Below are 25,525 nucleotides of genomic sequence, written 5' to 3' on the forward strand. Positions count from 1 at the left end.
TGCCTTTAACCCCCTATCCTTGATACGAATTCAATAACAGTGCTATTAATGACGTCACTTAACAGATGAGGGAATACCCCAATCAGGATGCTTGCCCCGAGAAGGCCAATCATGGGAACGTATTCGAGAGGCCTCGCATCGTGTAGCCCTCTATATTTGTCATCCATTTGACCAAAGGCTGTTCGCTGGACCGCCCACAAAAGGTAAGCAGCTGTCAAAATGATGCCTAAGGCTCCAATCACGGCAATGACGGTCGCTTGAGGAATGACGTCAGGTGAAGCCCCGAATATGCCCATAAAGGCGAGAAGTTCACTCACAAAGCCGGACATACCCGGAAGTCCTAATGAGGCGAGAGCCGCAGCGAGCATAAAGCCTGTGAGAACCGGTACTGATTTGGCCAACCCTCCAAGCTCTGACAAGGTGTACGTTTTCGTTCGAACATAAAGGGCTCCGGCCATAAAGAACAAGAGTGCCGTAATCAAGCCGTGGGATACCATTTGAAAAATCGCTCCTTGCACCCCCGCTTGGGTAAACGAAGCCGCTCCGAGGAGTATGATTCCCATATGGCTGATGCTCGCGTAGGCAATGAGTTTCCTCAAATCCGTTTGCACAAGAGCGAGACTTGCTCCGTAAATGATGTTGATGACACCTAAAATAGCAATCAGTGTGGCAAAAGAAACCGCTTGATCGGGTAAAATTCCGTATCCGACTCTTAAAATTCCGTATGCTCCAAGCTTTGAAAGAACACCTGCCAGGATCATCGTTGCAGGGATCGGAGCCTCAGCGTAAGCATCCGGTAGCCACGTATGAAGGGGAAAGATCGGAAGTTTCACCGCAAAACCAACAAGCAGTGCAAGAAACAATCCCGCTTTAAACGTACTGCTGATTGCTTCAGAATTCGAAGGGTTTGAGAACGCTTCTGCCAAACCGACCATGTTAAAGGTGGCTGAAGCCAGATTCATAGCATCTGCCCCTTTGAAAGCAAGGGCGATGAAAGCCATAAACATGACCGCACTCCCTAGTCCCGTGTAGAGAAGAAACTTAAACGAAGCGTATGAACGCTTTTTCCCTCCCCATATCCCGATAATAAAGAACATTGGAATCAGCGTGAGCTCAAAGAATAAGAAAAACAAGAATAAATCTAGAGCCGCAAACACCCCAAGCATCCCTGTGATTAAAACGAGTGTCCAAACGTAATACTCTTTCACTCGTTCACGAATGGTGAAAGATGCGACAATCGCTACGGTTGAAATAATTGTCGTAAGGAGTAAAAGAGGTAATGATAAGCCATCAATACCAAGGGCATAATCGATCTGTACGATCCCAAAATCGATCCACGGGTAGCTCTCCCCCATCTGCATCCCACTAACTGTTCTGTCAAAAGCAGACCAAACGGCGACCGACAACACCAAAGCGAGTAAGGATGTTCCCACTGCCATTGAGCGAATGACGTTTTTATTTTCCCGCGGAATCAAGAGAAGGACGATCGCTCCTGCGAGCGGTAAAAAAACGAGTAACGATAAAATGTTCGGGATCATCCGAAATACCCCCTAACCATAAACGCCACAACAAGGATTGCAATACTCCCCACAATGGTCACAAGTCCATATGTTTGCATCTGACCGTTATGTTGTTTCCCCGCCGCTTTTCCGACTGATCTAAGCGACCTTGCCACCACGTTCACTGTGCCGTCAACCGCAAAGCGATCAAAGCGTTGGAGAACGCGACTCAAAGCTAAAACCGGTGTGACAACCACAGCTTCGTAAAGCTCATCCATATAATATTTGTTTACAAGAAGGGTCTTGATAAAGCCTTTGGAATGCTCCGTCCCTACTGCCTGAGATCGTCCGTATTTTACCCAAGCAAGGAGAATCCCTGCGCCGGAAAGGAATAACGATAAGGCAGCCAAACCAATCCCCCCGTGCGCTTGATCCCCGAGCGTGAGGCCTTCAACGAGAAATCCTTCAAGGGCGTACCCGCTCAACGGACTATTTACAACCCCCGCCACCACTGCGAGCGCAGCTAACGTGACGAGTGGTACGGTCATCCACTTCGTATTTTCACGAGGATGAGAGACTTCCGGATCTCCTCGAAATTGTCCAAGAAACACTTTGAAAAACAGACGGAACATATAAAAAGCGGTTAAAAAAGAAGTAATAATCATGATGGAAAGAAGAACCGGATCCCCGTGTGACCAAACGGCAGCCAGAACCCCTTCCTTACTCCAAAACCCCGCTAGGGGGAACACCCCAGCCAACGCCAATGCCCCGATTAAGAATGTCACCGATGTGACCTTCATGTTTCTCCATATCCCGCCCATTTCATTAATGTTTTGCCTATGATGAAGGGCGTAAATGACCGATCCCGCGGCTAAAAAAAGCAGTCCTTTGAAGAAGGCGTGGGTCATGAGATGGAATAACCCTGCCACGTAACCCGCCGTTCCTAGAGCAAGCATCATGAGCCCGAGCTGACTGACCGTTGAATAGGCGAGAATCCGTTTAATGTCCGTGTTCACAAGTGCAATCGATGCGGCAAAGATCGCCGTCACCGCCCCTGTATAAGCGACGACAGTGAGTGCCGTTCCAGAGCTTTGGAATACGGGATACATGACTGCAACAAGGTATACCCCTGCCGCAACCATGGTCGCCGCGTGAATCAACGCACTAACGGGAGTTGGACCTTCCATGGCATCCGGAAGCCATACGTGTAACGGAAATTGAGCCGATTTCCCCACTGCTCCTAGGAATATACAGAGAGCAATTGCTGTCACGAGTCCACTAGACACCTGCCCATTGTTGATCGCTTCAAAAGCGGCTCCATACTCAAAGCTACCGGTAGCGTTAAAGAGCAGGATGAGACCAATTAATAATCCAACATCTCCGATCCGTGTGACAAGAAATGCTTTTTTCGCCGCAGCCGCAGCTTCCGGTTTAAAATACCAAAACCCTACGAGAAGGAACGAGCATAATCCAACTAGCTCCCAAAAAATAAACAGCTGCAGAATGTTCGGAGCCAAAACGAGTCCGAGCATGGAAAACGAGAACAAGCCTAGATAGGCGTAAAACACATGAATGCGATCGTCTTCTCTCATGTATTGCTTTGAGAAGACGTGAACGAGAAAACTGACGGATGTGACGACAAACAGCATCATTGCATTTAAAGGTGTTACTTCAAATCCCATCGTTACCGTGCTTTCGCCAATGGTTATCCACTCGACAGCCGCTCCAAACGTCTCGGTGCCCATTCGCTCAACGAGGACAACCACCGAAGCGACAAAAGAAAAGCCCAGGGCGACCATGCCTACGTAAGGAGCGTATGGTTTTAACACCTTCCCGAAAAGAAGGAGAACGATAAAGGCGATCAACGGAAAAAACGGGATGATCCAAGCGTTCTGTAACATACCATCACCTTTTCCTCATAAATGCTTTGTTTTTTTACCAGCGAAGCAAGTCTTGTTTTATCGCGTCAATGGATGCTCGGTTTCGGTAGAGAGCGATGAGAATCGCCAAGCCAACAGCCGCCTCAGCTGCCGCCACTGTAATTACAAACAATGTGAATACTTGGCCTGTAATATTGGCGAAGGGACCGATACTCGAAAAGGCCACTAGGTTAATATTCACGGCGTTGAGCATCAGTTCAATGCAGATGAGCACAACGACTAAATGGCGCCTTGTGAGCACACCGTACAGCCCGATACAAAATAAGATTGCAGCCAGGGCCAAAAAGAATTGGATGGATACCATCGTCACTCCGCCTCCTTCCTGGCGATCACAATCGCTCCAACAAGAGCGGCAAGAAGTAACACAGCAACCCCTTGAAACGCAATCACGTAGTTTCCGTACAACTCAAGACCAATTGCCTCTACCGAACCGACAAACGGCTCAGAGCTACTGGCAAGGTCAGCGGTCAAAATGCCATACAGCATCATGCCAAGGAGGGTCGATACACCAAGAAAACTGAACACTTTATGAAGCTGGCTCCGCTCAGGTCCAAATCCGACCGCTCTATGATCGGTAAGCATCATTCCGAAAATAAACAAGATCGAGATAGCGCCTACATAAACCATGATCTGAATGATCCCGATAAATTCGGCCCCGAGTAAAAAGTACATCCCCGCAATGGCAAAGAAACAGAACGCCATCGCGACTAACCGGTGTGAGATCCGGTTGAGTGCCAGCACAAGAACCGCGCATACAAGAATCACAACGGAGAAAATGATGAAGAAGACCGTCTGCGGACTCATTCGCCCCCACCTCGTTTCTCTTCTGTTGTTGGTGCGGGTTCTGCTTTGCCGGTCTGATCTTGCGCCTCAGGTGCCGGTGGTGTTTCCTTTTTTGTTTTTGGTATAGGCTTCTCTTCACTCGCCGCCTTTGGAGGTGCTTCTTTCTTCTCCTCAGTCAGTGGCTTTGTTTGTGAAGTAGTGCTCACAGGGTCTGACCCCGCTTCTTTTTTTGCCGGGGTTTTGGTTCGAGCCGGTCTTTTTGGTTTTTCTTCTTCTGCATTCGGGTCGGGCTCGGTGTAGTTGCCGAACACTTTGTTTTCGGTGAGCCACCCCATATCTTTAAAGTGTTCGTCTCGTGTATAAGAGGATAAATTATCGTACTTCGCCGTCATGACGATGGCGTTTGTAGGGCACACTTCCGTGCAAAAATCACAGAGGATACACCCCTGAAAATCGATGTTGTACGTATCGATGACTTTTTTCTTCGGATTCGCCTCGCTTTTTTTCCCCGTCAAGGTAATCACATCTGTCGGACACACTTTCACGCACATGTCACAGACGATGCATTTTTCCGGAAAGAAACGGTGAACGCCTCTGAATCTCGCGGGCATTTCCACTTTCTCTTCGGGATATTGAATGGTAAACTTCTTCTTTCGAAAATAGTTCAGTGTGACGCCGAATCCTTTGAGTAGTCGAAACATGTTATCACCCCATCCACACTTTAATGATCGACGTAATCACGATGTTCAGGAGGGCAAGAGGAATAAGCACTTTCCACCCAAAGCCCATTAAGTGGTCGACCCTAGCGCGTGGCAATGTGGCGCGGAGCCAGAACCAGATAAACATGAACACACACATTTTGAGTAAAAACCAGACCACGCCGGGTAAAAAGGCCGGTCCGAGCCACCCACCAAGGAACAGCGTTGTCGCCAGGGCGGAGATCGCAATGGCATACGTATATTCAGCGAGCATAAAGAACGCATAACGAAATCCGGAGTATTCCGTATGATAACCGGATACGAGCTCCGATTCCGCTTCAGGCAAGTCAAAAGGAGATCGGTTCAGCTCTGCAATCGCCGCAATCATATAAACAATGAAGCCAAGAAACTGCGGGATAATGAGCCATAGTCCAATTGACTCTTGGTAAAAAACAATCTCTCTAAAATTGAGAGAGCCAGCTAAGATAACCACCCCTACAATCGAAAGTACAAGAGGGATTTCGTAGCTGATGACTTGCGCGACACTTCGCATCGCCCCCATCAAGGAGTACTTGTTGTTCGATGCCCAGCCCCCCATCACCACACCCAACGTGGTGATTGACGAAATACCGATAAAATATAAAACACCAATGTTTAGATCAGCCGCGTAAATGTTCTCGCTCCACGAAATCGTCGCGTAGATGGCAAACGACGGGACAAATGCGATCACCGGCGCAAGGATAAAAATCGGTCGATCCGCAGCCTTTGGAATTACGTCCTCCTTCATGAGAAGCTTTGAAACGTCGGCGATGGTTTGCAACATTCCCCACGGGCCGTGACGGTTCGGTCCGATACGAATCTGCATGTAGCCAATTACTTTTCGTTCAAAAAGAATGGCGTACGTAACAGCGCCCAAGAGAAGCAACATGAGACAGACAGCGTAGATGATCATAAACACGAGATCCACTACGCATCCACCTCCCCTAAAACGACGTCAAGGCTTCCAAAAATCGCAACCAAATTTGCGATCGGCTCATCGATGAGCAACTCTTGAAGGATCTGTACGTTCACAAAGGACGGACGCCGAAGTTTGACCCGGTACGGCTGGGTCTTTCCATTACTTACAATGTAAACACCGATCTCGCCCTTAGACGCTTCACACCGTTTGTAAACCTCTCCTGCCGGCGGTTTGATCATCATGATCCGCTTGCCTTTTTTATGGATGATCTCTCCTTCAGGAATTTGCTCGCACGCTTGCTCGATGATTTTTAGTGACTCGTGCATCTCGGCAATACGGGTTTTGTAGCGTGCATACACATCCCCTTCTTGAAACGTCGGTATGTCGAAATCGAAACGATCATAAATGGAGTACGGCTCTTCTTTTCGAAGGTCAAACCGGATCCCGCTTCCTCTTGCAATCGGTCCTGATAGACCCCAGTTGATCGCTTCTTTTTGACTGATCTTCCCTACCCCGATCGTTCGTGCTTGGAAAATTTCATTTCCTGTCACAAGGGTGTCGTATTCTTTTATGTTTTCTCGGACCTCTTTCACGGTTTCTTTTACCCGCTCAATCCATCCGTCTGGCGCGTCCCATTTCACCCCGCCGATGCGGACGTAGTTAAACGTCATCCTCGCCCCGCTAATTTCATTTAGTCGATCGAGAATGAGGTCCCGGTCGCGAAACGCGTATAAAAACGGGCTGAGTGCGCCAAGATCAAGCATGAATGTACCCCACCAAACAAGGTGGCTTGCAATACGGTTTAGTTCCATTACGAGAACGCGCAAATACTCCGCACGCTCAGGAATCTCCCATTCAAGAAGCTCCTCGACTCCCGCGCAGTAAATATAGTTGTTCGTCATGGCATTTAAGTAATCAAGCCGGTCGGTATATGGAATGAATTGCGTGTACAAGAGCCCCTCGGCCAACTTTTCTGAGCCCCGATGCAAGTAGCCAATGACCGGTTCGGCGTGCTTGATGGTCTCTCCTTCGATCGTGAGGACGAGCCTGAATACCCCGTGCGTACTCGGGTGCTGCGGCCCCATGTTCAATGTCATCTGTTCCGTGCGAATTGACATCCTGATGCCCCCTTAATCCAGTCCCAATGCTTTTTTATCTGTAACATAGTCCTTTCTGAGCGGGTGTCCTTCCCAGTCGTCCGGCAGGAGAATGCGTTTCAAGTTGTAATGACCGGGGAATTCAATGCCTAACAAGTCATACGTCTCACGCTCAAGCCAGTCTGCCGTTTTCCAGATTGGCTGAACAGAATGTACAGTCGGCTTCTCTCGTGCGGTTTTCACTTTTACGTAAAGGTAGTAGTTATGCGGGATGGAGTGAAAATTGTAGATCACTTCCATATGCTCTTCGTAGTCCATTCCTGTGAGGCAGCTGAGAAAGTTAAACTTCAGTTCTGGGTCGTCGTGAAGTAGCTGTGCAATTTGCGGTGTCCAATTTGAGGTATCGAGCGTAATCATTGGTTTTGAAAAATTCAGTGATGCTTCAAGGACTGCTCCTTCTCCTTGAATGTTTTCAATTCGCGATACGATTCTTTCGAGAAGTTCTTGGCTCATTTTTTCACCACCTGCTCTCCAGCTGCTTCTTGGCGGATTTTCTTCCTGAGCAGTTCTACACCGTCTAGCAGCGCGGGAGGTGTCGGCGGGCAACCTGGTACATACACGTCAACCGGTACAATTTTATCCACTCCATTAAGAACACTGTACGCGTCCTTATAAGGTCCACCGCACGTGGCACAAGAGCCCATGGCAATGACCCATTTCGGCTCAGGCATCTGATCATAGAGTTGCCTTAATACGGGTGCCATTTTCGCTGTCACAGTCCCCGCTACAATCATCAAATCCGCGTGTCTTGGGGAAGCACGGAAAATAACACCAAAGCGGTCGAAATCATAACGAGCTGCTCCTGTTCCCATCATTTCAATGGCACAACAGGCAAGTCCAAACGTAAGTGGCCAAAGGGATCTCGTTCGAGCCCAAGCCTTTACTTGCTCGACTTTTGTAAAAAAAACGTTGCGCTTCAGGTCTTCTGCGAGTCTCGGGTCGTATTTTTCCAAGTCTTGAAATCCTTTTAGTTCCATTCCAGCACCTTCTTTTTCCAAGAATAGGCGAGTCCTAACCCTAAAACAAAGATGAAAATCAACATGGCATTAAGCCCTGCCCACCCGAGCTGATCGAGGGTAACCGCCCACGGATATAAGAAAACGGTTTCAACATCAAAGATGATGAATTCGAGTGCGACAATATAATAAGCGACGTGAAAGCGAACTTGCGCGTCACCTGTTGGTTTAATCCCACTTTCATAGGTAACGAGCTTTTCTTCATAAGGATTCTTCGGTCTTACAAGCCTTCCAAACCATAAAGCTACAACCGGTAGCGCCACACCAAGCAGCAAAAAGATCACCACATAAGTGTAATTTTCGTAGTAAAGCGCTAAATCCATACCGTCACTCCCTCCATTCGTCATGTCTTTCTCTCCCAAAGTATACCAAAGCTTGGAATTAACCGTCTATAGTATTCCGAATTATCTGAACTTTAGTCAAACTTCGTCATGTTCTGCGTTTATATGCAACTTTTTTTGGCAAAACGGCCCTCCTTTTTTCGGTGAATATCCAGTGAAATCTGGGAATAATGATTGATAAAACAGCCTGACTTTTAGATTCCCTCACTAATTTGTATGAAGGTGTGGACGGGAATATCAGTAGAATTTTTCTTGTAGCGAGGTAGATTCTTGGATGTAGTGACGATCGTGCCGAAACTCAACCTTTGTTGGGAACTGAAAAAGGTCTGACTTCTGTTATGGTAATAGAGGATATTATTTACACAGGTTATTTCGAAGGAGTATCTTATGAAAAAAACGATAGGAATACTAACCATCATTTTAATAACGGTCGGGTTTGCCGTGTGGAATTTTGAATTGTTTTTTAGCTCGCAGTCTAACGACCTTCAATCTAGAAACGGAGAAGACCGCCTTCTTCTCTCCACCGAAACCCCGTCTGTCGTAGATGAGGATGAAGAAGGTGACCTTGATGAAAAGGTTGAACACCTTTACGCGGGGATGAACTTAACCCCCGATGTGATTTTTGGTTTCTCGGAGATTAACGAAAGTGAAAACGAAGGTGCTGCTCTTGATCTCCCCCGGGGTTCCATCTTTTCTGTGTTGGACGAGCAAGGTGAGTGGTCACTTATAGATAAACCCGCTATGGGGCAAGCATGGGTTAAGAGTACAGATATATCGGAAGTGCCGTATGCGTTTAACAAAAAAACAATGATTGAGGATGCTGATGCTGTCGATGTGTTGGTAAACAAGGAGTACCGCCTCCCTCACGATTACCGTCCAGATGACTTGGTTATTCCAGACATTCCTTTCACAATTTCAGAGCAGGATGAACGAATGTTTATGAGAGAACAAGCAGCCCACGCTATCGAAGAGCTGTTCGCTGACGCCCTTGGGAACGGGCTCTCCTTGTTTGGGGTTTCCGGCTATCGTAGCTATGAATCCCAACAACGGATCTTTTCAAATAACGTTGACATTCAAGGGTTCAGTGAAGCCAATCGCACAAGCGCTGTCCCCGGAGAAAGTGAACACCAAACCGGACTTGCCATGGATGTGACAAATGAAGTGGTTCGCTATTCACTTACGCAGGACTTCGCTAATACGGAGGCCGGTGCGTGGTTAGGTGAACATGCCCACAAGTACGGCTTTATCATTCGCTATACAGAGGGTGAAGAACAGCGGACTGGATACACGTTTGAGCCTTGGCACCTTCGTTATGTTGGGGTCGATACGGCAACATTGTTGTATGAAAATGGATGGATTCTTGAGGATGTAGTGGGATAGGTGGATTGGCGATGGTGGTCTCTTGTAGTGTTGCTGCTGTTTGGTTTGGAGCAAGGTTTGGAAGAAATGTAGGTGTAGGCATCAGTAGTGTGTCGGAGACGACGGGTAGAAGCACTTCCATGTTGAGCATGGGGGTGTTTTTTTTTGAGGGTGTAGTGGAGGTTCTGTTTATCGTCCTTTAATTGGATTTTATCGAGCCTTAATGAAGTGATATCGACCATTAAACATATTTTATCGATCACTAATACTGATTTATCATCCTCTACTCTAAATATATCGGTCAAACGACACCGATCGACACAACTCCAACAATATCTCGATTAACACACATGATTATTTAGAGCTTAGCCAGCATCTCTAAATTATAGGTAGTGGACTTTTTTGTACCAATCGTAGGGAGGTTGAGTGATCGGAGAGTTTTGTAAGCTTGAGAACTAGATGTTACTGAAGCAAATCTCCTGAATTGATAATTTGTAATTAAAGGACCATGCAGATGTCTAAAGTCCATTAATAATGGGTGAACGATTTCACTCGTCTTCTTGACAACTTCACAGGAGTAACACTTCCATTTTCGGTTCCACCTTACAAAAAAACCTTCTGAACAACAGGTACATCTGAATCCACTAATTAGATCCGAATCGCTTAGATCATAATTCTTTAAGATATTTAGTGTTTGTGGACAATCTTGAGTTAAGATTTGCTGTTGTAACTTAGGGTTTTGATGGGGCTTTACATTCGTGTTTGTCTTACTCAGAGAGTCGAGTTTAGCAGGGAGATAGGGGCTACGGATAATGGAATCTAACGAAGGATGTCCTTGTTCTTCTTTAGGTATCACTAGTTGACACGACTGATTGGCTATGATGACCAATGTTTCTATAGGTTTGTTACTTGGGCAATGTTTGTTGAGCCACTCATTCAGTTGTGTTTTTTGAGATTCTGCTTGGATGACAAAATCAGGTAATATTTTTGTGATGCCTTGGGTATTTGTCCATTCTACTTGTTGAAGGGAAGGTTGTATTTTGAGGGTCCCGGCTATGTTCTTTACTTCTAAAATAAAGATTTTCTCGGGTGCTATGAGAAGGAAGTCCATTTGAAAGTAGTTACCGTTAATAGAGAGTCTTATGCTGTGGAATTTTTGATAGTTAGCTGAAGGGCTTCTTGATAGATAGTATTGAAGGGACTTTTCTCCATAATATCCGGCTAAAATACGTTTGTAGTCTGAAAGAATAGCAGGTTTGTTGGGGTATGACTCACGTAGTCGTGGTAGAAGTGCTTCATATTGAAAGAGAATGTTCGGTTTTACTATTGGTTTGATGAACATTTAGTGTATCAGCTCCTAGTTTGAGGTCATTTATCGACCTCTAATTGTAGTTTATCGACCTTTATTTGGTTTTTATCGAGCCTTACTGAGATGTTATCGACCTTTAACAATGTTTTATCGAGCTCTAATCCGAATTTATCGACCAAACGACACCTACCGACAAAATTCGACGCAAGCCCCACCCCTCCCCTAACCTATAAAAAACACCCCTAGACAGCGCAAAAAATCCTTCACTTCTGCGTTAACCAGGGGTGCTCTATATACGATTACTTTCCTGACACTTCCAAGCGGTTGATCGCACGCTTCAGTGCGAGCTCCGCACGGCGGAAGTCGATGTTGTCTTGTTTCGCAACGTCCAGGCGACGCTGTGCACGCTCTTTTGCAGCGCGGGCACGAGCCACGTCGATGTTCGTTGGCAACTCGGCTGATTCAGCCAGAATGTTGACTTCATCTCGGCGAACTTCCATGAAGCCGCCGTTTACCGCCACCAGATGGACTAGGTTGTCTTGCTTGATTCGGACAGGGCCGATGCGTAGAGGTGTAACGAGAGGAATGTGCCCTGGTAAAACACCAAGTTCACCTTCAGCTGCTCTTACACTAACCATATTGGCCTCTGCTTCGAAGACACTGCCATCGGGAGTGACGACATTGACCTGCATCGTCTTCATGGTTTATCCTCCTTCACCGTTTTCACGAATGACTCCCCCGCCTCATAAAAGGCGGGATGGGGTCAGACCCCCAGCGTAGTGACGTTGCACCTTTACCGCAATGCGAATCGTCCTTACCACCGACGTCACTCGTAATGTCGGCTTGTTATTCCATTTCCTTCGCTTTTTCAACGACTTCTTCAATGCGTCCGACAAGACGGAAAGCATCTTCAGGAAGGTCGTCATATTTGCCGTCAAGGATTTCACGGAATCCGCGGATCGTTTCTTTAACCGGTACGTAAGACCCTTTTTGGCCTGTGAACTGCTCGGCAACGTGGAAGTTCTGGGATAGGAAGAACTGAATACGACGAGCTCGGTGTACGATAAGCTTGTCTTCTTCAGAGAGCTCATCCATACCAAGAATGGCGATGATGTCCTGAAGCTCTTTGTATTTTTGAAGCGTCTGTTGAACTTCACGAGAAACGTTGTAGTGCTCTTCCCCAACAATTTCAGGAGACAACGCGCGAGACGTTGACGCCAATGGGTCTACCGCTGGATAGATACCCATCTCGGAAAGTTTACGCTCAAGGTTAGTTGTTGCGTCCAAGTGGGCGAACGTCGTAGCCGGTGCCGGGTCAGTATAGTCATCGGCAGGTACGTAGATCGCTTGGATGGATGTTACGGAACCTTTTTTCGTAGACGTGATACGCTCTTGAAGCATACCCATCTCCGTTGCAAGTGTAGGCTGGTAACCTACGGCAGATGGCATACGTCCAAGAAGGGCGGATACCTCACCACCGGCTTGCGTGAATCGGAAGATGTTATCAACGAAAAGAAGTACGTCGGCGCCTTTTTCATCACGGAAGTGCTCAGCCATTGTAAGACCGGACAAGGCAACACGCATACGTGCACCAGGCGGCTCGTTCATCTGACCGAATACCATGGATGTTTTCTTGATAACGCCGGAATCCGTCATTTCGTGGTACAAGTCGTTTCCTTCACGAGTACGCTCACCAACACCTGCGAATACGGAAATACCACCGTGCTCTTGTGCGATGTTGTTGATAAGCTCCTGGATAAGTACCGTCTTACCTACACCGGCACCTCCGAAGAGACCGATCTTACCACCCTTGATGTAAGGGGCCAAGAGGTCAACTACTTTAATTCCTGTTTCAAGGATTTCTGTTTCAGTGGAGAGCTCTTCATACTTCGGTGCTTCGCGGTGAATTGGGTCACGTTGAACACTTTCAGCTACTTCTTCTCCTAGGTCGATCGCTTCTCCAAGAACGTTGAATACACGTCCAAGAGTAGCGTCCCCTACTGGTACTGCGATTGGCTTACCTGTATCGACTACTTCCAACCCACGAGTCAATCCGTCAGTGGATCCCATGGCAATTGTACGCACGGAGTCGTCACCAAGGTGAAGGGCAACTTCTAACGTTACGTCCACGTCCACTTCACCAGAGGATTGAGCTTTGTGTTGGATTTTAATCGCGTTATAGATCTCAGGTAATTCTCCGCGGTTGAACTTTACGTCTACAACCGGTCCTGTTACTTGAGTGACGCGTCCTTTATTCATCATCTTTCCTCCTCACTTCCTATGAACACGAATGAACGTTAATCGAGAGCGGATGCTCCACCTACAATTTCGTTGATCTCCTGTGTAATCGCCGCTTGTCTTGCACGGTTATAGCGCAAGTTTAACTGATCGATCATGTCAGAAGCATTGTCAGTGGCTGCGCTCATCGCCGTCATACGCGCTCCGAACTCACTGGCTTTACCATCTAATAATGCGCCGTACACTAAGCTTTCCGCATAGTGTGGAAGAAGCTGTTCAAGAATGACTTCCTCGTTCGGCTCATATTCATACGTTGGCGTATCACCAATCGCTTCCTTTTCACTTCCATCAAAGTCCGTAAGAGGAAGGAGCTTTGTTTCAGTGATTTCCTGTGAAATGGCACTTACGAAGTGGTTGTAATGAAGGTAGACCTCATCAAATACTTCATCTGTGAACATATCAACAGTGGTGGCAGCGATATTTTTAATGTCTGCATAGCTTGGCTGATCGGAAACCCCAACGATTTCCTGATAGATTGGCATATTACGCTTCTTGAAAAAGTCACGACCGACTTTCCCAATCACAATAATCCCATACTCGTCCTGGGAGTTATGCCTCTCGTTAATCGTATTCATCGTGTGTCTTAAGAGACCGCTGTTATAAGCGCCACATAACCCACGATCAGACGTGATCACAAGGTATGCCGTCTTCTTGATCTCCTTACGAGTCTCAAGCATCGGGTGCGTCGCTTCCGTGCCCGTAGCGATACTCATAACCACATCACGAATCTTTTGTGTATAAGGCCAAAAGGATTGCGCTTTGTTCTGCGCCTTATTCAACTTGGCAGCAGAAACCATCTGCATCGCTTTTGTAATCTGTTTCGTCTTTTTTGTAGACGTAATTTTAGACTTTATATCTCTAAGAGAGGCCATCGTACTTCACCACCTTTTTTCAAAACTCACTGTCTTATGCAAAAGGGCGTCTCATTTACTAAATGACAAAGGCTGTGTTTCAAGCCTGGCTCGCTTTACGGTAGATTTCCCCTCTCAGGGGGGTGGCGGCTGAAATGGAGACAGCCGCCCCACTCTATTCCTTAAGCGCTGAATGTCTTTTTAAAGTCTTCGATCGCTTTTCTTAGATCAGCATCTTCAGGAAGGTTACCTGTTGTGCGGATGTGATCCAAGAGATCCTTATTGTTGTGCTCAAGGTAGCTGTACATGTCCGCTTCAAAGCGTTGTACATCTTCAACAGCAACATCGTCAAGGAAACCTTTTGTAAGGGCAAAGAGAATTACAACTTGCTTTTCAACAGCAAGTGGCTGGTGAAGGCCTTGCTTAAGAACCTCTACAGTACGGGCACCACGGTTCAGTTTCGCTTGAGTTGATTTATCCAAGTCGGAACCGAACTGAGCAAATGCTTCAAGCTCACGGTAAGATGCTAAGTCAAGACGAAGCGTACCGGCAACTTTCTTCATCGCTTTGATCTGTGCAGATCCCCCTACTCGGGATACAGACAAACCGGCATCAATCGCCGGACGTACGCCGGAGAAGAAGAGGTTGGACTGCAAGAAGATCTGTCCGTCCGTAATCGAGATTACGTTTGTTGGAATGTAGGCAGAGATATCTCCGGCCTGCGTTTCGATGAAAGGAAGAGCTGTTAAAGAACCGCCGCCTTTAGCATCGGAAAGCTTCGCTGCACGTTCGAGTAAACGACTGTGCAAGTAGAATACATCCCCTGGGAATGCTTCACGACCTGGAGGACGACGAAGCAATAAGGAAAGCTCACGGTATGCAGCCGCTTGTTTTGAAAGGTCATCGTAGATAACCAATACATGCTTTCCGTTGTACATGAACTCCTCACCCATTGTTACCCCGGTGTATGGAGCAAGGTAAAGAAGTGGTGCAGGCTTAGACGCACTCGCACTTACAACGATTGTGTAGTCAAGGGCACCGTGCTGACGTAGTGTTTCAACTACCCCTGCAACTGTGGACTCCTTTTGACCAATCGCAACGTAAATACAGATCATGTCTTGGTCTGCTTGGTTAATGATTGTATCAATAGCGATCGCCGTTTTACCCGTTTGACGGTCACCGATTACAAGCTCACGCTGTCCTCGACCGATTGGGATCAAGGAGTCGATTGCTTTAATTCCTGTTTGAAGCGGTTCGTGAACAGATTTACGGTCCATAACGCCAGGTGCTGGGCTTTCAATCGGACGACGCTTGTCTGATTCAATATCCCCTTGCCCATCAAGTGGGTTACCAAGTGGGTCTACTACACGTCCTAGAAGGGCTTCCCCTACAGGAACCTCCATGATACGTCCAGTACGTTTTACCTCATCGCCTTCGTGGATGTCCGTGTAAGGTCCGAGGATGATGATACCTACTGTATCTTCTTCAAGGTTTTGGGCCATACCCATTGTTCCATTTGCGAATTCAAGAAGCTCACCGGCCATGACATTCTCAAGTCCGTGAGCAACGGCGATCCCGTCACCAACTCGGATTACGGTGCCGACTTCATTTACTTGAATCTCAGACTGATATCCTTCAATCTGTTGTTTAATCAGAGAGCTGATTTCATCGGCTCTGATGCTCATTTGCTTCACCCCTATCTACTTGCGTTCCCAGAAATCATTCGATTATGAATGCGTTTAAGCTTACTGGCGACACTTGCGTCATATACGGTGTCACCAATTCGGATCTTAAATCCACCAATAACGTCCGGATCAACAACTTCCTCAAGCAAAATCTCATCTTGATTCGTTTTCTTCTCGAACGTCTCTTTAATGGCTATTTTTTCATCTCCAGTAAGGGCCTTTGCTGTATAGATCGTCGCTTCAGCCACCCCTTGAGATTGATAAGAAAGCCTTTTGTATTCGTCTGCAACAGCAAGAATTTTGCTAATTCGTTTACGGTCTACAAGGAGCATGAGCAGGTTCATTACCGCTCCTGATACTTGCGTTCCGAAGTTCTTGTTTAAAAGTTCTTTCTTTTCTTCATTCGTGATGCTTGGGTGTCTGAACACTTCGTCAAGAAGGTTCGTCTTTTCAAAAACATCCTTTACTGCCTGCAACTCCTCGCCGACAAGCTTAAGCTGGTCGCGCTCTTTGGCAAGGTTAAAAAGAGCGTTGGCGTAACGAAATGCTAACGGGTCCCGTTTCATACCGTTTGACCTACTTCTTTAAGAGTTTCTTGAATAAGCTTTTCTTGTTCTTTATCATCCAGCTCTTTTTCGATAACCTTTGTTGCCACTAGGACAGACAAGGACGAAACTTGCTCACGAAGTGCAGAGATCGCTTGTTCTTCCTCTTGCTTGATTGTAGCAAGAGCTTCTTGCAATTTACGTTCAGCTTGCTTTTCAGCATTGGCCATAATGTCTTTTTCTGTGCGTTCCGCTTGCTTACGAGCGTTCTCCACGATTTCTTTCGCTTCTGCTCTAGCTGCTTTGATCGCTTCACGCTGTTCTTCGATATACTTCTCCGACTCTTGGCGGTTTTTCTCTGCAGTGGAAATCTGCTCTGCAATATGATTCTCTCGCTTTTCCATCATGTCCATAATTGGACCGAAAGCATACTTCTTCAAGATGAGCAAGAGAACGGCGAAACCTGCGAGTTGGAAGAGAACATCAACGATTGTAAATGGTCCTAACACAGTTCTGCCCCCTTTACTTCAATCATACATAAGGAAAGGCGAAGAGGTATAAACGTTCTCCGCCATAATTAGTTCTAAAGCAACTACCCGGCTAATCCTAGTCGGATGGCGCCGTCATTACATCTGTAGGTATAGTAGAATTGAAATAACGATCGAGATGATTGGCACGGCCTCAACAAGCGGAATACCGATAAACATAATCGTTTGTAATTGTCCTTTTAGTTCCGGTTGACGAGTGATTCCTTCCAACGTTGCTTTTACAACAATTGCAACTCCAAATGCACCGGCAAGTGCTGCTAGACCTGCAACAATACCTACTCCAATAGCGATAGTACCCATTAAAAAATCCTCCTTTGAATTCTGAAAAAAAGTTTTATATTACGCTCTACCATGAAATTGTTAGAGCAAGTGGTACCTAAAATTAATGTTCTTCGTTAACCTTGTGACTCATATACACCATCGTTAACATACAGAAAATAAATGCCTGGAGAGAACCAATAAACAATCCAAATGCCTGCCAGACTACGAGTGGTGCGAATGAGAGAATACCCCACAGGACCCCTGAAGTTCCCAAACCAACTAACATGATCATTAGGACCTCTTTTGCAAATACGTTACCGAATAAACGCATTCCAAGTGTGAGTGTGTTGGCAAACTCCTCAATGATTTTGAACGGAAGTAAGAATGGTACAGGACGGAAATAATCCTTCGCGTATTCCTTAGGACCTTTCATCTTAACACCATAGTAGTGTGTGAGTAACACAACCATAGCTGCCAATGTCAAAGTCAGGTAGACATTCGAAGTTGGTGATTTCCACCACACATAATGTCCCGGTTCCGTTACAATCTCAAACGGAAGACCAAGCATGTTGGCTACAAATACGTAAAGTAAAATTGTAATCCCAAGCATGATGAAGTTCTTCCCTTTTTCCCAAGCCATGTTTGAGCTAATAATGTTTCGCACAAACTGGACGAGGAATTCTAGCGCATTTTGTGCACCTTTCGGGTACATTTTCACCGTTCTGGACATAAAGAAACAGACTAGGAAAATGATAAGAAGTGTTGCTGTGACTGTAATCATGTTCGTCACATTCATCTTGAGCCAGGAAATGCCAAACAGGTCAATCACTAATTCTTGATGTTCCAATTACTTTCACCTCTTTTCTCGCTTCTGCAACGGCACACTTTGTTCAACAAAGTACAAATACCGTCGTCACTGTAAACGCTTAATATGAAAAACAGGTTCTATCATGATGATGGCATAGGTACTCATTAGGCCTATAAGCGCACCAGCAAGATTAAATAAATCCGGAAAGCTTACGGCAGTCAGGATACAGATCACCGCAATGACAATTCTCGTTGCAGTACCAAACGCAAACTTGGTTCCCTGCAATGCCGAGTTGCTTACGCGTTTTACTTGCGTATAAGTAACATAGAGATTTAGAATGCTAAATGCGGTACCCAAAATCAAGCCCATAAACAGGGTTTCATAAGGGGTGACGAGGGCCAACAACGCATATACGATGATGAGAACGAATGCATACATTGTGATTCGTCGTGCTGTGCTGCGAAACTCCATTACTTATCGTCTCCCATAAATCTCTTAACTAGTGAGAAAACCCCGTACGCACCTGCACCTAATCCTAAGATAAATCCGAGGATCAAATAGAGTCCGTTTGTTCCAAAATGGCCATCAAGCCAAAGTCCACCGAACACTCCAATTAGAATCGTTACTAAAAGGTAAGATGAGATGGATCCGACGATCGCCATTTTTCGAATCAAAGATCGAAACTCCGAATTTTCAGCCATCCTTCTCCCCCAATCCGTGCTTGCCTTAAACGGTTGTTTAACGCATGTCGAAATGTCGCACTTTTTAGAATCCTTCTTTCATTCTACGAGTCGAATGAACAGACTGAAAACGATCACACAATTATGTACAAACGTGGGAGAATCCCCTCTGTATCGTATAATAGAGCCATGCTTGTGTCAATCGAATCCGAGGAAAAAGAAATGGAAGTTTTTCGCACGAGAAAAAGCGCTTTCACAATATCATATGAAGTTGATAGGAATTAAAAAAACAACACATGTCTTATTATACATAATTTTGTTTTCTTTGAGTGGCTATTCACAAAGAAAATAAATGTTTTAATTTTCAGTAAACTTTGTAGTGATTCAGCGTCGTTTCTTATGGATATTCACTAGATTTCTGATTTAAGATATATCTCAAGTTTTAAGATGAATATCAAGTAAGCCGAAACATATAATCCTTCTTTAACCTGCATCTTCACTTGATTAGTTTTTCCCTAGTGAAAGGTTGGATATCAATGCTAAAATTTTATATAAAAATGGTTAGGAGTGATTATGTTGAGAGTAGAAAAAACGGTAAGGGTTTGCAATAAAGGACATAAGTATTACAAAAGTAGTGAGTGTCCAAGCTGCCCTACTTGTGAAAAAGATAGCAAACCGAATGAAGGTTTCCTTTCAAAACTTAGTTCACCTGCAAGAAACGCTTTGGTTCACGAAGGGTTGGATACGTTGCAAGCACTATCGACGTTTACCGAAAAAGAAATACTAAACATTCATGGAATAGGACCCGATTCCTTACCTACTTTACGAGCTTCATTGGAAGAAGAAGGTTTATCATTTAGAAAATAAAAATGACTTTTGTTGTTCTTAAGTTAATAGACCCCACAAACAACCCGGTACCTTTTGAAGGTACCGGGTTTGTTAATATTGTTGTTAATGTCCTGCTTGTGGTGGCAAATACTCTCCGATCACAATATCACGCTCGATCGTGTCCTCTTTTCCGTCTTGCTTGGCAAAAATCAGTGCTTTGTAAACGCCTGGTTCGAGCCCTTTGATTTCAAGCTTCTCTTCAAGCATTCCTCGGTCGATGTCCTGCTTTGCTTCAATGTAGCGAATGAATTGGAACGTATCCGGCTCGTATAAAACGATACCGAACTCTTCGGCTCCACCAGGTAAGTACACCTCATACTGGTACACATCTTCATCGGATGTGTGTTCGAGCATAAAGGCCATCACTCTCGGATAATCAGGCTCTTCTACAAAAAAGAGGTACGGCACGTTGATCGTTTCGTCTTTGCTTTTCACTTCAATGATGCCGTTGTACATCCCTCCTTCAAAAACAGAAGGAAGAACGTCCATGATGATCGACACTTCTCTTTTTTCACCAGGGTTGAGATAAAAAGAAAACGGTACTTTCCATTGAATACCGTCCGGAACTTCAAATGGCGGATCGACTGTATATCGCTTTCGCTCATCCGATTGGTTGTCAACGGTCACTTTGACTTGCTTCTCAATTCTTCTATCGGTCCTGAGCCACTTCCCAAAACTGACGGCTCCGGGGTAGACGAGCGTTTCAGTGTTCAACGCTTTCTTTAAATCCACTCGTCCCGTCCCTTGAACGTGCGGAGGATAAATATTCCCTTCTTTATCAGAAATAAGCTTGGCCGAGTTCATGAGAGCAGCCTTTACTTGGTCCGGTGTCCAGTCAGGATGTTTTTGAAGAACAAGAGCTGCAGCGCCTGCGATATGAGGGGCTGCCATACTCGTTCCGTTCATGTCGAGATATCCTTTTGGAACTGTGCTGTCAATGGCAACACCTGGAGCCACGAGATCCGGTTTCACGTCCCATGAATAAGTAACCGGTCCTCTTGAACTGAATGGTGCGATCAGGTCCTCTTCTTCATGATACACCGTTCGTATACGAGGGTGGCTCGTTTTCGCCAGTTCACTCAAAAGAGTTTCACCATCTTCTTTTGACATACTCACAACGGGTAGATCCACTACTTCTTCCAACGTTCCGGCAAACTCACCGTCATGATTGTTGTATACGATCAGCCCTTTTGCTCCTGCCTTTTTCGCTTCTTTCGCTTTGACCGTAAACGTGACAAACCCTCGTTCTACAATGGCAATCTTCCCGTTCACGTCCATTGACTGAAAATCTTCTTTACGTCCAAGTCCAGCATATACGATTTCATCTTCACGCTTTTGGTTCCACGGCTGCGCTCGCATCATAGGCGTGATCGCCCACTCTTGTTCCGCGTGTCGCCCAAGAGTAAGGTAAGGAATTCGAAGGGGCGGTGTGGATGCCCCTACAGAGATTGCTTTTGAAGAGGTACCAGGTGAGCCTACGGTCCAAAGGTTTGGACCACTGTTTCCGTTAGAGGTAACAGCTACAACACCTGCTTCCACCGCTTTATCCAATGCAATACTTGTTGGCCAGTCGGGTCCGTTAACGGTGTTACCAAGAGACAGGTTGATCACGTCCACACCGTCTTCTACCGCTTTTTCAATAGCAGCAATTACTTGTTCCGTCGTCCCCATCCCTGATGGTCCCAGAGCTCGATATCCATAAATCTCAGCATCAGGCGCCACTCCTTGCATACGACCGTTCGCACCGATAATCCCGGCTACATGGGTTCCGTGAAGGGTGGGGATGCCTTCTTCTTTTGTTGTTTCCATCGGATCATCATCTTCATCCACCACATCATAACCGCCTCGGTAATTTCGCTTAAGATCCGGGTGACGGTAATCGATGCCTGTATCAATCACACCGATTTTCACCCCTTCTCCTGTGAGGTGGTCACCATCCTCATCGAGCATCTGACGAATGTCGTTTCCTCCGATAAACGGTATGCTTTCATCCATGGATGGTTCGTACATGGCTATAGGATCAATTCGCTTGATTCCTTCTACAGCTTCCAGTTCTTTTAAATCTTTTTGCTTTATTTCAAGTGAAAAACCATTAAAAAGCGTTTCATACGTACGTCTAATTTGAGCATCTGGGAAAAGCTCCTGCACGTTTGCCATGGCATCGGAAGCTTTCCACGCTTCATCCGCTTCCACAATCACGATTTGAATTTCTTCCGGATCGACTTGAGGCATTGGTGGGCGCTCAGGGTAGAGCTCGCCAATTTCCTCTGCAAAACTTTGATACGGTGACACCATTGTCATCATCATGATGGTAACCACCAGCGTTCGCCATATGATCCTCTTCATAACACGCAGACCTCCCGAGCTTAATAGTATTTAATAGCATGCGTGAAAGAGGCCGATTTCATGTATTCAAATCGAACGAAAACCGAACGGGGTCTGACCCCCGAACAATTGTGTAAATGTGTGATCTGAGGAAGGAACCATAACAAAAAGGAAGAGGGATCTCCCCTCTTCCTTTTTATCTTTCTATTTTTTTATTTCGTCCCGAACAAACGGTCTCCCGCGTCACCAAGACCTGGTACGATATAACCTTTGTCATTTAGCTTTTCGTCCATTGCTGCAAGGTAGATGTCCACATCTGGGTGTGCTTCTTGGAGAATTTCTACACCTTCCGGAGCAGCGACAAGGCACATCAGTTTGATGTTGTTTGCGCCACGCTTTTTCAAGGAGTTAATCGCTTCAACAGCTGATCCACCAGTTGCTAGCATCGGGTCGATGACGATAAACTCTCTTTCCTCTACGTCGTTTGGTAACTTCACATAGTACTCGACCGGCTGTAACGTTTCAGGGTCACGGTATAAACCAACATGTCCAACTTTTGCGGCTGGAATGAGCTTAAGAATGCCGTCTACCATTCCAAGGCCAGCACGTAGGATCGGAACGAGTCCAAGTTTTTTACCTGCAATGGTTTTACTTGTTGCAGGTCCAACAGGTGTTTCAATATCCACTTCTTGAAGTGGTAGTTCTCGCGTGATTTCAAAAGCCATTAAGCTCGCAACTTCATCCACAAGCTCACGAAACTCTTTCGTTCCTGTATTTTTATCGCGAATATACGTCAGCTTGTGCTGAATTAACGGATGATCAAAAACATACACCTTACTCATGGTTTATATCGCTCCTTTTGTTTTATCATAGTTCGGGACTTTACTTTCATTCGAATCTATACCCTTTGAAGATTCTACATAAAATAGATACGTGATTCAAGTGAATTCACAAAGTTATTCATTGTGGAAAACAAAGGCAACCTCATTTTTGTTCACAGAAAGACCTAAGTTATGCACAGGCGTTAGTGTTTATCCACAGAAAAAGGTTTAGTTATACACATTTGTAGATAACTACACACAGTTGATCGCAAGTTATTCACAATTGTTCTATTGTTTTCCCCAACTTGCCTCATTCTTTTCCACAAAAAGACCCGGACATCCACCCGGGCCTTTTTAGCAATCTCTTTATTGATACATTGGGAAACGTTTTGTGAGCTCAGCTACTCGATTGCGAGCTTCATCAAGAACGTCTGCTTTATCATGCGCTTTTAACACGGACGCCATAATCTGTCCGATTTCTTTCATTTCCGCAACACCGAAGCCTCGAGAAGTAGCAGCGGCCGTTCCAATTCGAAGACCACTTGTAACAAACGGGCTTTCAGGGTCGAATGGAATCGTGTTCTTGTTCGTAGTAATTCGAACCTCATCCAATGCTTCTTCAGCTACTTTACCTGTGATACCTAAGTTACGAAGATCGAGAAGGACAAGGTGATTGTCCGTTCCGTTGGATACAAGGTCGATCCCGTTTTCCTTTAATGACTCTGCAAGAGCATCAGCGTTATCGACGACTTGTTTAGCATAGCCTGTAAACTCGTCACCAAGCGCTTCGCCAAGTGCGACAGCTTTCGCTGCAATCACGTGCATAAGCGGTCCGCCTTGAAGTCCAGGGAAAATCGCTTTATCAATTTTCTTACCGAATTCCTCTTTACATAGAATCATTCCACCACGTGGGCCACGAAGGGTTTTGTGCGTTGTCGTCGTCACAAAGTCCGCGTGAGGAACCGGGTTTTGGTGAAGTCCTGCTGCTACTAGACCGGCGATATGAGCCATGTCAACCATAAGTAAGGCATCCACTTCATCCGCAATTTCACGGAACTTGGCAAAATCGATTTTTCGAGGGTATGCGCTTGCCCCTGCAACAATCAATTTTGGACGGTGTTCTTGTGCTTTTGCACGAACATCATCATAATCGATGACTTGCTTTTCTTTATCCACTCCGTATTCGACGAAGTTGTACTGTTTACCACTGAAGTTCACGGGACTTCCGTGAGTCAAGTGACCGCCGTGGCTTAAGTTCATTCCGAGGACCGTGTCACCGTGATCGAGTACGGTATAATACACAGCCATGTTCGCTTGTGCACCTGAGTGAGGCTGAACGTTTACGTGATCTGCACCGAATAATCGCTTCGCACGCTCGCGGGCAATATCTTCAACAACGTCTACATGCTCACAACCACCATAGTAACGCTTGGACGGATAGCCTTCTGCATATTTATTTGTCAACACAGAGCCTTGTGCTTCCATCACTGCTTCAGACACAAAGTTCTCTGATGCAATCAATTCAATATTGTCACGCTGGCGTTTCAATTCATTGTCCATTGCCTGAAAAACTTCATTGTCCTGCTTCTTTACATGAGCCAATCGTTCTTGGTTCAACGTTTCCATTTCGTTCGCCTCCTCAAGTGTTTCCGTTCCTGTTGTTTTCATAACATTATCAGTATAACGCAAAAAGGTTGAAGATTTCACCCCAAATTTACATAACAAAATATCGTGGACATGCGAACATTCTATTGCTTCTCACTCGAGGAGGAGGTTCGTTTCACGGCTTGGAGCAAAAGATTCTCGGGGTGGGAGCTCGGATTCACGGCTTCATCTCATACATTCCCGGCGTCGCACTCTCAATTAACGGCTTCGCTTCCTCTATTTACGGGTTAGGCCAAATCCCCCTATCTCCATTAGCTGCGAATTTTTCTCTCTCGGAAAAATGTTCTGTTTAACGGCTTGGAACAGACTTTTCCCGGCTTGGGCGCTCGAATTCACGGCTTCATCTCCCACATTCCCGGCTTCCCCCTCTCAATTAACGGCTTCGCTCCCTCTATTTACGAGTTAGGCCAAATCCCCCATATCCACCACCCCACACAAACCACCTCTCTACTACACAAAAACACCCCTTGCCAACATTCCAGCAAGGGGCACTCTTCGTTATTCACATGTATCCGGTGTGGATGTTGTATCGATCGTGTAGACGGCTCGCTCTCCGCCAATGAGTTTTGGGCGTGTGCGCGCCAACGTAAGGTGAGCACTTCCAATTGATTTCACGCTACTTCGAACAGGTACCGCTACTTGTTTCAAATGCATCCCAATCAACGTATCGCCGATATCAATACCGGCATGGGCTCGTATCGTTTCTAAAACAACAGGCGATTCCATGTGACGATAGGCGAAAGAGGCCATCGATCCACCCGCTTTGGGCATTGGAATGACTGAAACTGTGTCTTCCAATCGCCAGTGCCGAGCCGTATTCGCTTCTATAACGAGGGCACGATTTAGATGCTCACAACATTGAAAAGCGAGATGAACACCTGTTTTTAAGCGAAAAGCGTTCAAAGCAGACCACAGTTGTTCGGCGACCTCCATCGATCCGGCCTTGCCGATGTGTTCCCCTTTCACTTCACTCGTGCTCGTTCCCACAACGACTATGTCCCCTTCTTGAAGGGAAGCAGCTGCTTGCAGATCGTCCAATGCGGTCTCAAGGTCTTTTGATAATTGAGCCAATTGATCAGACATACTCATC

General features: G+C 46.0%; 27 protein-coding genes and 1 pseudogene. 3 read left to right on the forward strand and 25 right to left on the reverse strand.

From position 1 onward, the window contains the following. Positions 1-5: 5 nt before the first annotated feature. The 10 genes and pseudogenes from G476_RS0119540 to G476_RS0119585 all read right to left on the reverse strand — a co-directional run bounded on the left by G476_RS0119540 (position 6) and on the right by G476_RS0119585 (position 8,398). The gene (locus G476_RS0119540; RefSeq protein ID WP_026691572.1) at positions 6-1,538 is read right to left on the reverse strand and encodes a complex I subunit 4 family protein; all 1,533 of its coding nucleotides are present in this window, start codon (positions 1,536-1,538) and stop codon (positions 6-8) included. Further along, on the reverse strand, positions 1,535-3,400 hold the full coding sequence (nuoL, locus tag G476_RS0119545) for an NADH-quinone oxidoreductase subunit L (RefSeq protein ID WP_026691573.1): 1,866 nt from the start codon (positions 3,398-3,400) through the stop codon (positions 1,535-1,537). The genes G476_RS0119540 and nuoL overlap by 4 nt, the downstream gene beginning before the upstream one ends. A gap of 34 nt (positions 3,401-3,434) precedes the next feature. After that, a complete protein-coding gene (gene nuoK / locus G476_RS0119550; protein WP_026691574.1) occupies positions 3,435-3,749 on the reverse strand; it encodes an NADH-quinone oxidoreductase subunit NuoK in 315 nt (104 codons plus the stop codon). Beyond that, the gene (locus G476_RS0119555; protein ID WP_026691575.1) at positions 3,746-4,243 is read right to left on the reverse strand and encodes an NADH-quinone oxidoreductase subunit J; all 498 of its coding nucleotides are present in this window, start codon (positions 4,241-4,243) and stop codon (positions 3,746-3,748) included. Before G476_RS0119555 ends, nuoK begins: the two co-directional genes overlap by 4 nt. A 293-nt stretch (positions 4,244-4,536) precedes the next feature. Beyond that, positions 4,537-4,923, reverse strand: a pseudogene (locus tag G476_RS23975) (NuoI/complex I 23 kDa subunit family protein); the annotation flags it as partial. 4 nt (positions 4,924-4,927) lie between these two features. Continuing rightward, positions 4,928-5,872 carry an NADH-quinone oxidoreductase subunit NuoH gene (gene nuoH / locus G476_RS0119565; RefSeq protein WP_051314975.1) on the reverse strand — a complete coding sequence of 315 codons (945 nt, stop codon included), beginning with the start codon at positions 5,870-5,872 and terminating at the stop codon, positions 4,928-4,930. 14 nt (positions 5,873-5,886) lie between these two features. Beyond that, positions 5,887-6,996 carry an NADH-quinone oxidoreductase subunit D gene (locus G476_RS0119570; RefSeq protein ID WP_026691577.1) on the reverse strand — a complete coding sequence of 370 codons (1,110 nt, stop codon included), beginning with the start codon at positions 6,994-6,996 and terminating at the stop codon, positions 5,887-5,889. 12 nt (positions 6,997-7,008) lie between these two features. Then, positions 7,009-7,488 carry an NADH-quinone oxidoreductase subunit C gene (locus G476_RS0119575; protein WP_026691578.1) on the reverse strand — a complete coding sequence of 160 codons (480 nt, stop codon included), beginning with the start codon at positions 7,486-7,488 and terminating at the stop codon, positions 7,009-7,011. Then, positions 7,485-8,012 carry a NuoB/complex I 20 kDa subunit family protein gene (locus tag G476_RS0119580; protein WP_026691579.1) on the reverse strand — a complete coding sequence of 176 codons (528 nt, stop codon included), beginning with the start codon at positions 8,010-8,012 and terminating at the stop codon, positions 7,485-7,487. Before G476_RS0119580 ends, G476_RS0119575 begins: the two co-directional genes overlap by 4 nt. After that, on the reverse strand, positions 8,003-8,398 hold the full coding sequence (locus tag G476_RS0119585) for an NADH-quinone oxidoreductase subunit A (protein ID WP_425387243.1): 396 nt from the start codon (positions 8,396-8,398) through the stop codon (positions 8,003-8,005). The genes G476_RS0119580 and G476_RS0119585 overlap by 10 nt, the downstream gene beginning before the upstream one ends. Before the next feature lie 381 nt (positions 8,399-8,779). Between G476_RS0119585 and G476_RS23070 the strand changes: the two genes are divergently transcribed. Together G476_RS23070 and G476_RS23740 are read left to right on the forward strand one after the other, a co-directional pair. Then, positions 8,780-9,772 (forward strand): M15 family metallopeptidase, encoded by a 993-nt coding sequence (locus G476_RS23070; RefSeq protein WP_051314959.1) that lies wholly within the window; start codon positions 8,780-8,782, stop codon positions 9,770-9,772. Positions 9,773-9,783: 11 nt separating this feature from the next. Further along, entirely contained in the window at positions 9,784-9,954 is a 171-nt protein-coding gene (locus G476_RS23740) for a hypothetical protein (RefSeq protein WP_156906646.1), read from the forward strand. A 155-nt stretch (positions 9,955-10,109) separates the two neighbouring features. Here the strand turns inward: G476_RS23740 and G476_RS0119600 are convergent, their stop codons facing one another. From G476_RS0119600 to G476_RS0119655, 11 genes are all read right to left on the reverse strand, one after another. Next, entirely contained in the window at positions 10,110-11,093 is a 984-nt protein-coding gene (locus tag G476_RS0119600) for a nuclease-related domain-containing protein (RefSeq protein ID WP_026691581.1), read from the reverse strand. A 266-nt stretch (positions 11,094-11,359) separates the two neighbouring features. Continuing rightward, positions 11,360-11,761, reverse strand: a complete 402-nt coding sequence (locus G476_RS0119610; protein ID WP_026691582.1) for a F0F1 ATP synthase subunit epsilon — start codon at positions 11,759-11,761, stop codon at positions 11,360-11,362. A 145-nt stretch (positions 11,762-11,906) separates the two neighbouring features. Then, positions 11,907-13,319 carry a F0F1 ATP synthase subunit beta gene (atpD, locus tag G476_RS0119615; protein WP_026691583.1) on the reverse strand — a complete coding sequence of 471 codons (1,413 nt, stop codon included), beginning with the start codon at positions 13,317-13,319 and terminating at the stop codon, positions 11,907-11,909. Between the two features lie 38 nt (positions 13,320-13,357). Then, complete coding sequence (gene atpG / locus G476_RS0119620; protein ID WP_026691584.1) at positions 13,358-14,230, reverse strand: ATP synthase F1 subunit gamma; 873 nt, start codon at positions 14,228-14,230, stop codon at positions 13,358-13,360. Between the two features lie 161 nt (positions 14,231-14,391). Then, the gene (gene atpA, locus G476_RS0119625) at positions 14,392-15,894 is read right to left on the reverse strand and encodes a F0F1 ATP synthase subunit alpha (protein ID WP_026691585.1); all 1,503 of its coding nucleotides are present in this window, start codon (positions 15,892-15,894) and stop codon (positions 14,392-14,394) included. 11 nt (positions 15,895-15,905) lie between these two features. After that, positions 15,906-16,460, reverse strand: a complete 555-nt coding sequence (locus tag G476_RS0119630; protein WP_026691586.1) for a F0F1 ATP synthase subunit delta — start codon at positions 16,458-16,460, stop codon at positions 15,906-15,908. After that, entirely contained in the window at positions 16,457-16,948 is a 492-nt protein-coding gene (gene atpF / locus G476_RS0119635) for a F0F1 ATP synthase subunit B (protein ID WP_026691587.1), read from the reverse strand. Before atpF ends, G476_RS0119630 begins: the two co-directional genes overlap by 4 nt. Before the next feature lie 117 nt (positions 16,949-17,065). Further along, a complete protein-coding gene (gene atpE / locus G476_RS0119640) occupies positions 17,066-17,287 on the reverse strand; it encodes a F0F1 ATP synthase subunit C (protein ID WP_026691588.1) in 222 nt (73 codons plus the stop codon). An 82-nt stretch (positions 17,288-17,369) separates the two neighbouring features. Further along, positions 17,370-18,095, reverse strand: coding sequence for a F0F1 ATP synthase subunit A (gene atpB / locus G476_RS0119645; protein WP_026691589.1), 726 nt, complete (start codon positions 18,093-18,095; stop codon positions 17,370-17,372). A 66-nt stretch (positions 18,096-18,161) separates the two neighbouring features. Next, entirely contained in the window at positions 18,162-18,527 is a 366-nt protein-coding gene (locus tag G476_RS0119650; RefSeq protein WP_026691590.1) for an ATP synthase subunit I, read from the reverse strand. Beyond that, on the reverse strand, positions 18,527-18,757 hold the full coding sequence (locus tag G476_RS0119655; protein WP_026691591.1) for an AtpZ/AtpI family protein: 231 nt from the start codon (positions 18,755-18,757) through the stop codon (positions 18,527-18,529). The genes G476_RS0119650 and G476_RS0119655 overlap by 1 nt, the downstream gene beginning before the upstream one ends. Positions 18,758-19,309: 552 nt before the next feature. On the opposite strand from G476_RS0119655, the gene G476_RS0119660 reads away from it, so the two are divergent. Beyond that, complete coding sequence (locus G476_RS0119660; RefSeq protein WP_035187475.1) at positions 19,310-19,603, forward strand: RNA polymerase alpha subunit C-terminal domain-containing protein; 294 nt, start codon at positions 19,310-19,312, stop codon at positions 19,601-19,603. An 84-nt stretch (positions 19,604-19,687) separates the two neighbouring features. On the opposite strand, the gene G476_RS22640 is transcribed toward G476_RS0119660, so the two are convergent. The 4 genes from G476_RS22640 to G476_RS22645 form a co-directional block, all read right to left on the reverse strand. Further along, on the reverse strand, positions 19,688-21,970 hold the full coding sequence (locus G476_RS22640; RefSeq protein ID WP_035187477.1) for a S8 family serine peptidase: 2,283 nt from the start codon (positions 21,968-21,970) through the stop codon (positions 19,688-19,690). A 191-nt stretch (positions 21,971-22,161) separates the two neighbouring features. Beyond that, the gene (upp, locus tag G476_RS0119670) at positions 22,162-22,791 is read right to left on the reverse strand and encodes a uracil phosphoribosyltransferase (protein WP_026691593.1); all 630 of its coding nucleotides are present in this window, start codon (positions 22,789-22,791) and stop codon (positions 22,162-22,164) included. 345 nt (positions 22,792-23,136) lie between these two features. Beyond that, complete coding sequence (locus tag G476_RS0119675) at positions 23,137-24,396, reverse strand: serine hydroxymethyltransferase (RefSeq protein WP_425387244.1); 1,260 nt, start codon at positions 24,394-24,396, stop codon at positions 23,137-23,139. A 537-nt stretch (positions 24,397-24,933) separates the two neighbouring features. Continuing rightward, positions 24,934-25,506 (reverse strand): TIGR01440 family protein, encoded by a 573-nt coding sequence (locus G476_RS22645; protein WP_035187586.1) that lies wholly within the window; start codon positions 25,504-25,506, stop codon positions 24,934-24,936. Positions 25,507-25,525: the final 19 nt, after the last annotated feature.

The organism is Alteribacter aurantiacus DSM 18675 (assembly GCF_000429705.1).
Classification (GTDB): Bacteria; Bacillota; Bacilli; order Bacillales; family Salisediminibacteriaceae; genus Alteribacter; species Alteribacter aurantiacus.

Excerpts from the sequence above, each read along its gene's own strand:
- G476_RS0119655 (WP_026691591.1), bottom strand. The coding sequence starts at position 18,757 with ATGGCTGAAAATTCGGAGTTTCGATCTTTGATTCGAAAAATGGCGATC.
- G476_RS23070 (WP_051314959.1), top strand. The coding sequence starts at position 8,780 with ATGAAAAAAACGATAGGAATACTAACCATCATTTTAATAACGGTCGGG.
- G476_RS22640 (WP_035187477.1), bottom strand. The coding sequence starts at position 21,970 with ATGAAGAGGATCATATGGCGAACGCTGGTGGTTACCATCATGATGATG.
- G476_RS0119575 (WP_026691578.1), bottom strand. The coding sequence starts at position 7,488 with ATGAGCCAAGAACTTCTCGAAAGAATCGTATCGCGAATTGAAAACATT.
- G476_RS0119585 (WP_425387243.1), bottom strand. The coding sequence starts at position 8,398 with ATGACGAATGGAGGGAGTGACGGTATGGATTTAGCGCTTTACTACGAA.
- atpD (WP_026691583.1), bottom strand. The coding sequence starts at position 13,319 with ATGAATAAAGGACGCGTCACTCAAGTAACAGGACCGGTTGTAGACGTA.
- G476_RS0119650 (WP_026691590.1), bottom strand. The coding sequence starts at position 18,527 with ATGGAGTTTCGCAGCACAGCACGACGAATCACAATGTATGCATTCGTT.
- G476_RS23740 (WP_156906646.1), top strand. The coding sequence starts at position 9,784 with ATGGTGGTCTCTTGTAGTGTTGCTGCTGTTTGGTTTGGAGCAAGGTTT.
- G476_RS0119660 (WP_035187475.1), top strand. The coding sequence starts at position 19,310 with ATGTTGAGAGTAGAAAAAACGGTAAGGGTTTGCAATAAAGGACATAAG.
- G476_RS0119610 (WP_026691582.1), bottom strand. The coding sequence starts at position 11,761 with ATGAAGACGATGCAGGTCAATGTCGTCACTCCCGATGGCAGTGTCTTC.
- G476_RS0119540 (WP_026691572.1), bottom strand. The coding sequence starts at position 1,538 with ATGATCCCGAACATTTTATCGTTACTCGTTTTTTTACCGCTCGCAGGA.
- G476_RS0119630 (WP_026691586.1), bottom strand. The coding sequence starts at position 16,460 with ATGAAACGGGACCCGTTAGCATTTCGTTACGCCAACGCTCTTTTTAAC.
- G476_RS0119675 (WP_425387244.1), bottom strand. The coding sequence starts at position 24,396 with ATGGAAACGTTGAACCAAGAACGATTGGCTCATGTAAAGAAGCAGGAC.
- atpG (WP_026691584.1), bottom strand. The coding sequence starts at position 14,230 with ATGGCCTCTCTTAGAGATATAAAGTCTAAAATTACGTCTACAAAAAAG.
- G476_RS0119600 (WP_026691581.1), bottom strand. The coding sequence starts at position 11,093 with ATGTTCATCAAACCAATAGTAAAACCGAACATTCTCTTTCAATATGAA.
- G476_RS0119580 (WP_026691579.1), bottom strand. The coding sequence starts at position 8,012 with ATGGAACTAAAAGGATTTCAAGACTTGGAAAAATACGACCCGAGACTC.
- G476_RS0119555 (WP_026691575.1), bottom strand. The coding sequence starts at position 4,243 with ATGAGTCCGCAGACGGTCTTCTTCATCATTTTCTCCGTTGTGATTCTT.
- G476_RS0119570 (WP_026691577.1), bottom strand. The coding sequence starts at position 6,996 with ATGTCAATTCGCACGGAACAGATGACATTGAACATGGGGCCGCAGCAC.
- atpA (WP_026691585.1), bottom strand. The coding sequence starts at position 15,894 with ATGAGCATCAGAGCCGATGAAATCAGCTCTCTGATTAAACAACAGATT.
- atpE (WP_026691588.1), bottom strand. The coding sequence starts at position 17,287 with ATGGGTACTATCGCTATTGGAGTAGGTATTGTTGCAGGTCTAGCAGCA.
- upp (WP_026691593.1), bottom strand. The coding sequence starts at position 22,791 with ATGAGTAAGGTGTATGTTTTTGATCATCCGTTAATTCAGCACAAGCTG.
- nuoH (WP_051314975.1), bottom strand. The coding sequence starts at position 5,872 with ATGATCATCTACGCTGTCTGTCTCATGTTGCTTCTCTTGGGCGCTGTT.
- nuoL (WP_026691573.1), bottom strand. The coding sequence starts at position 3,400 with ATGTTACAGAACGCTTGGATCATCCCGTTTTTTCCGTTGATCGCCTTT.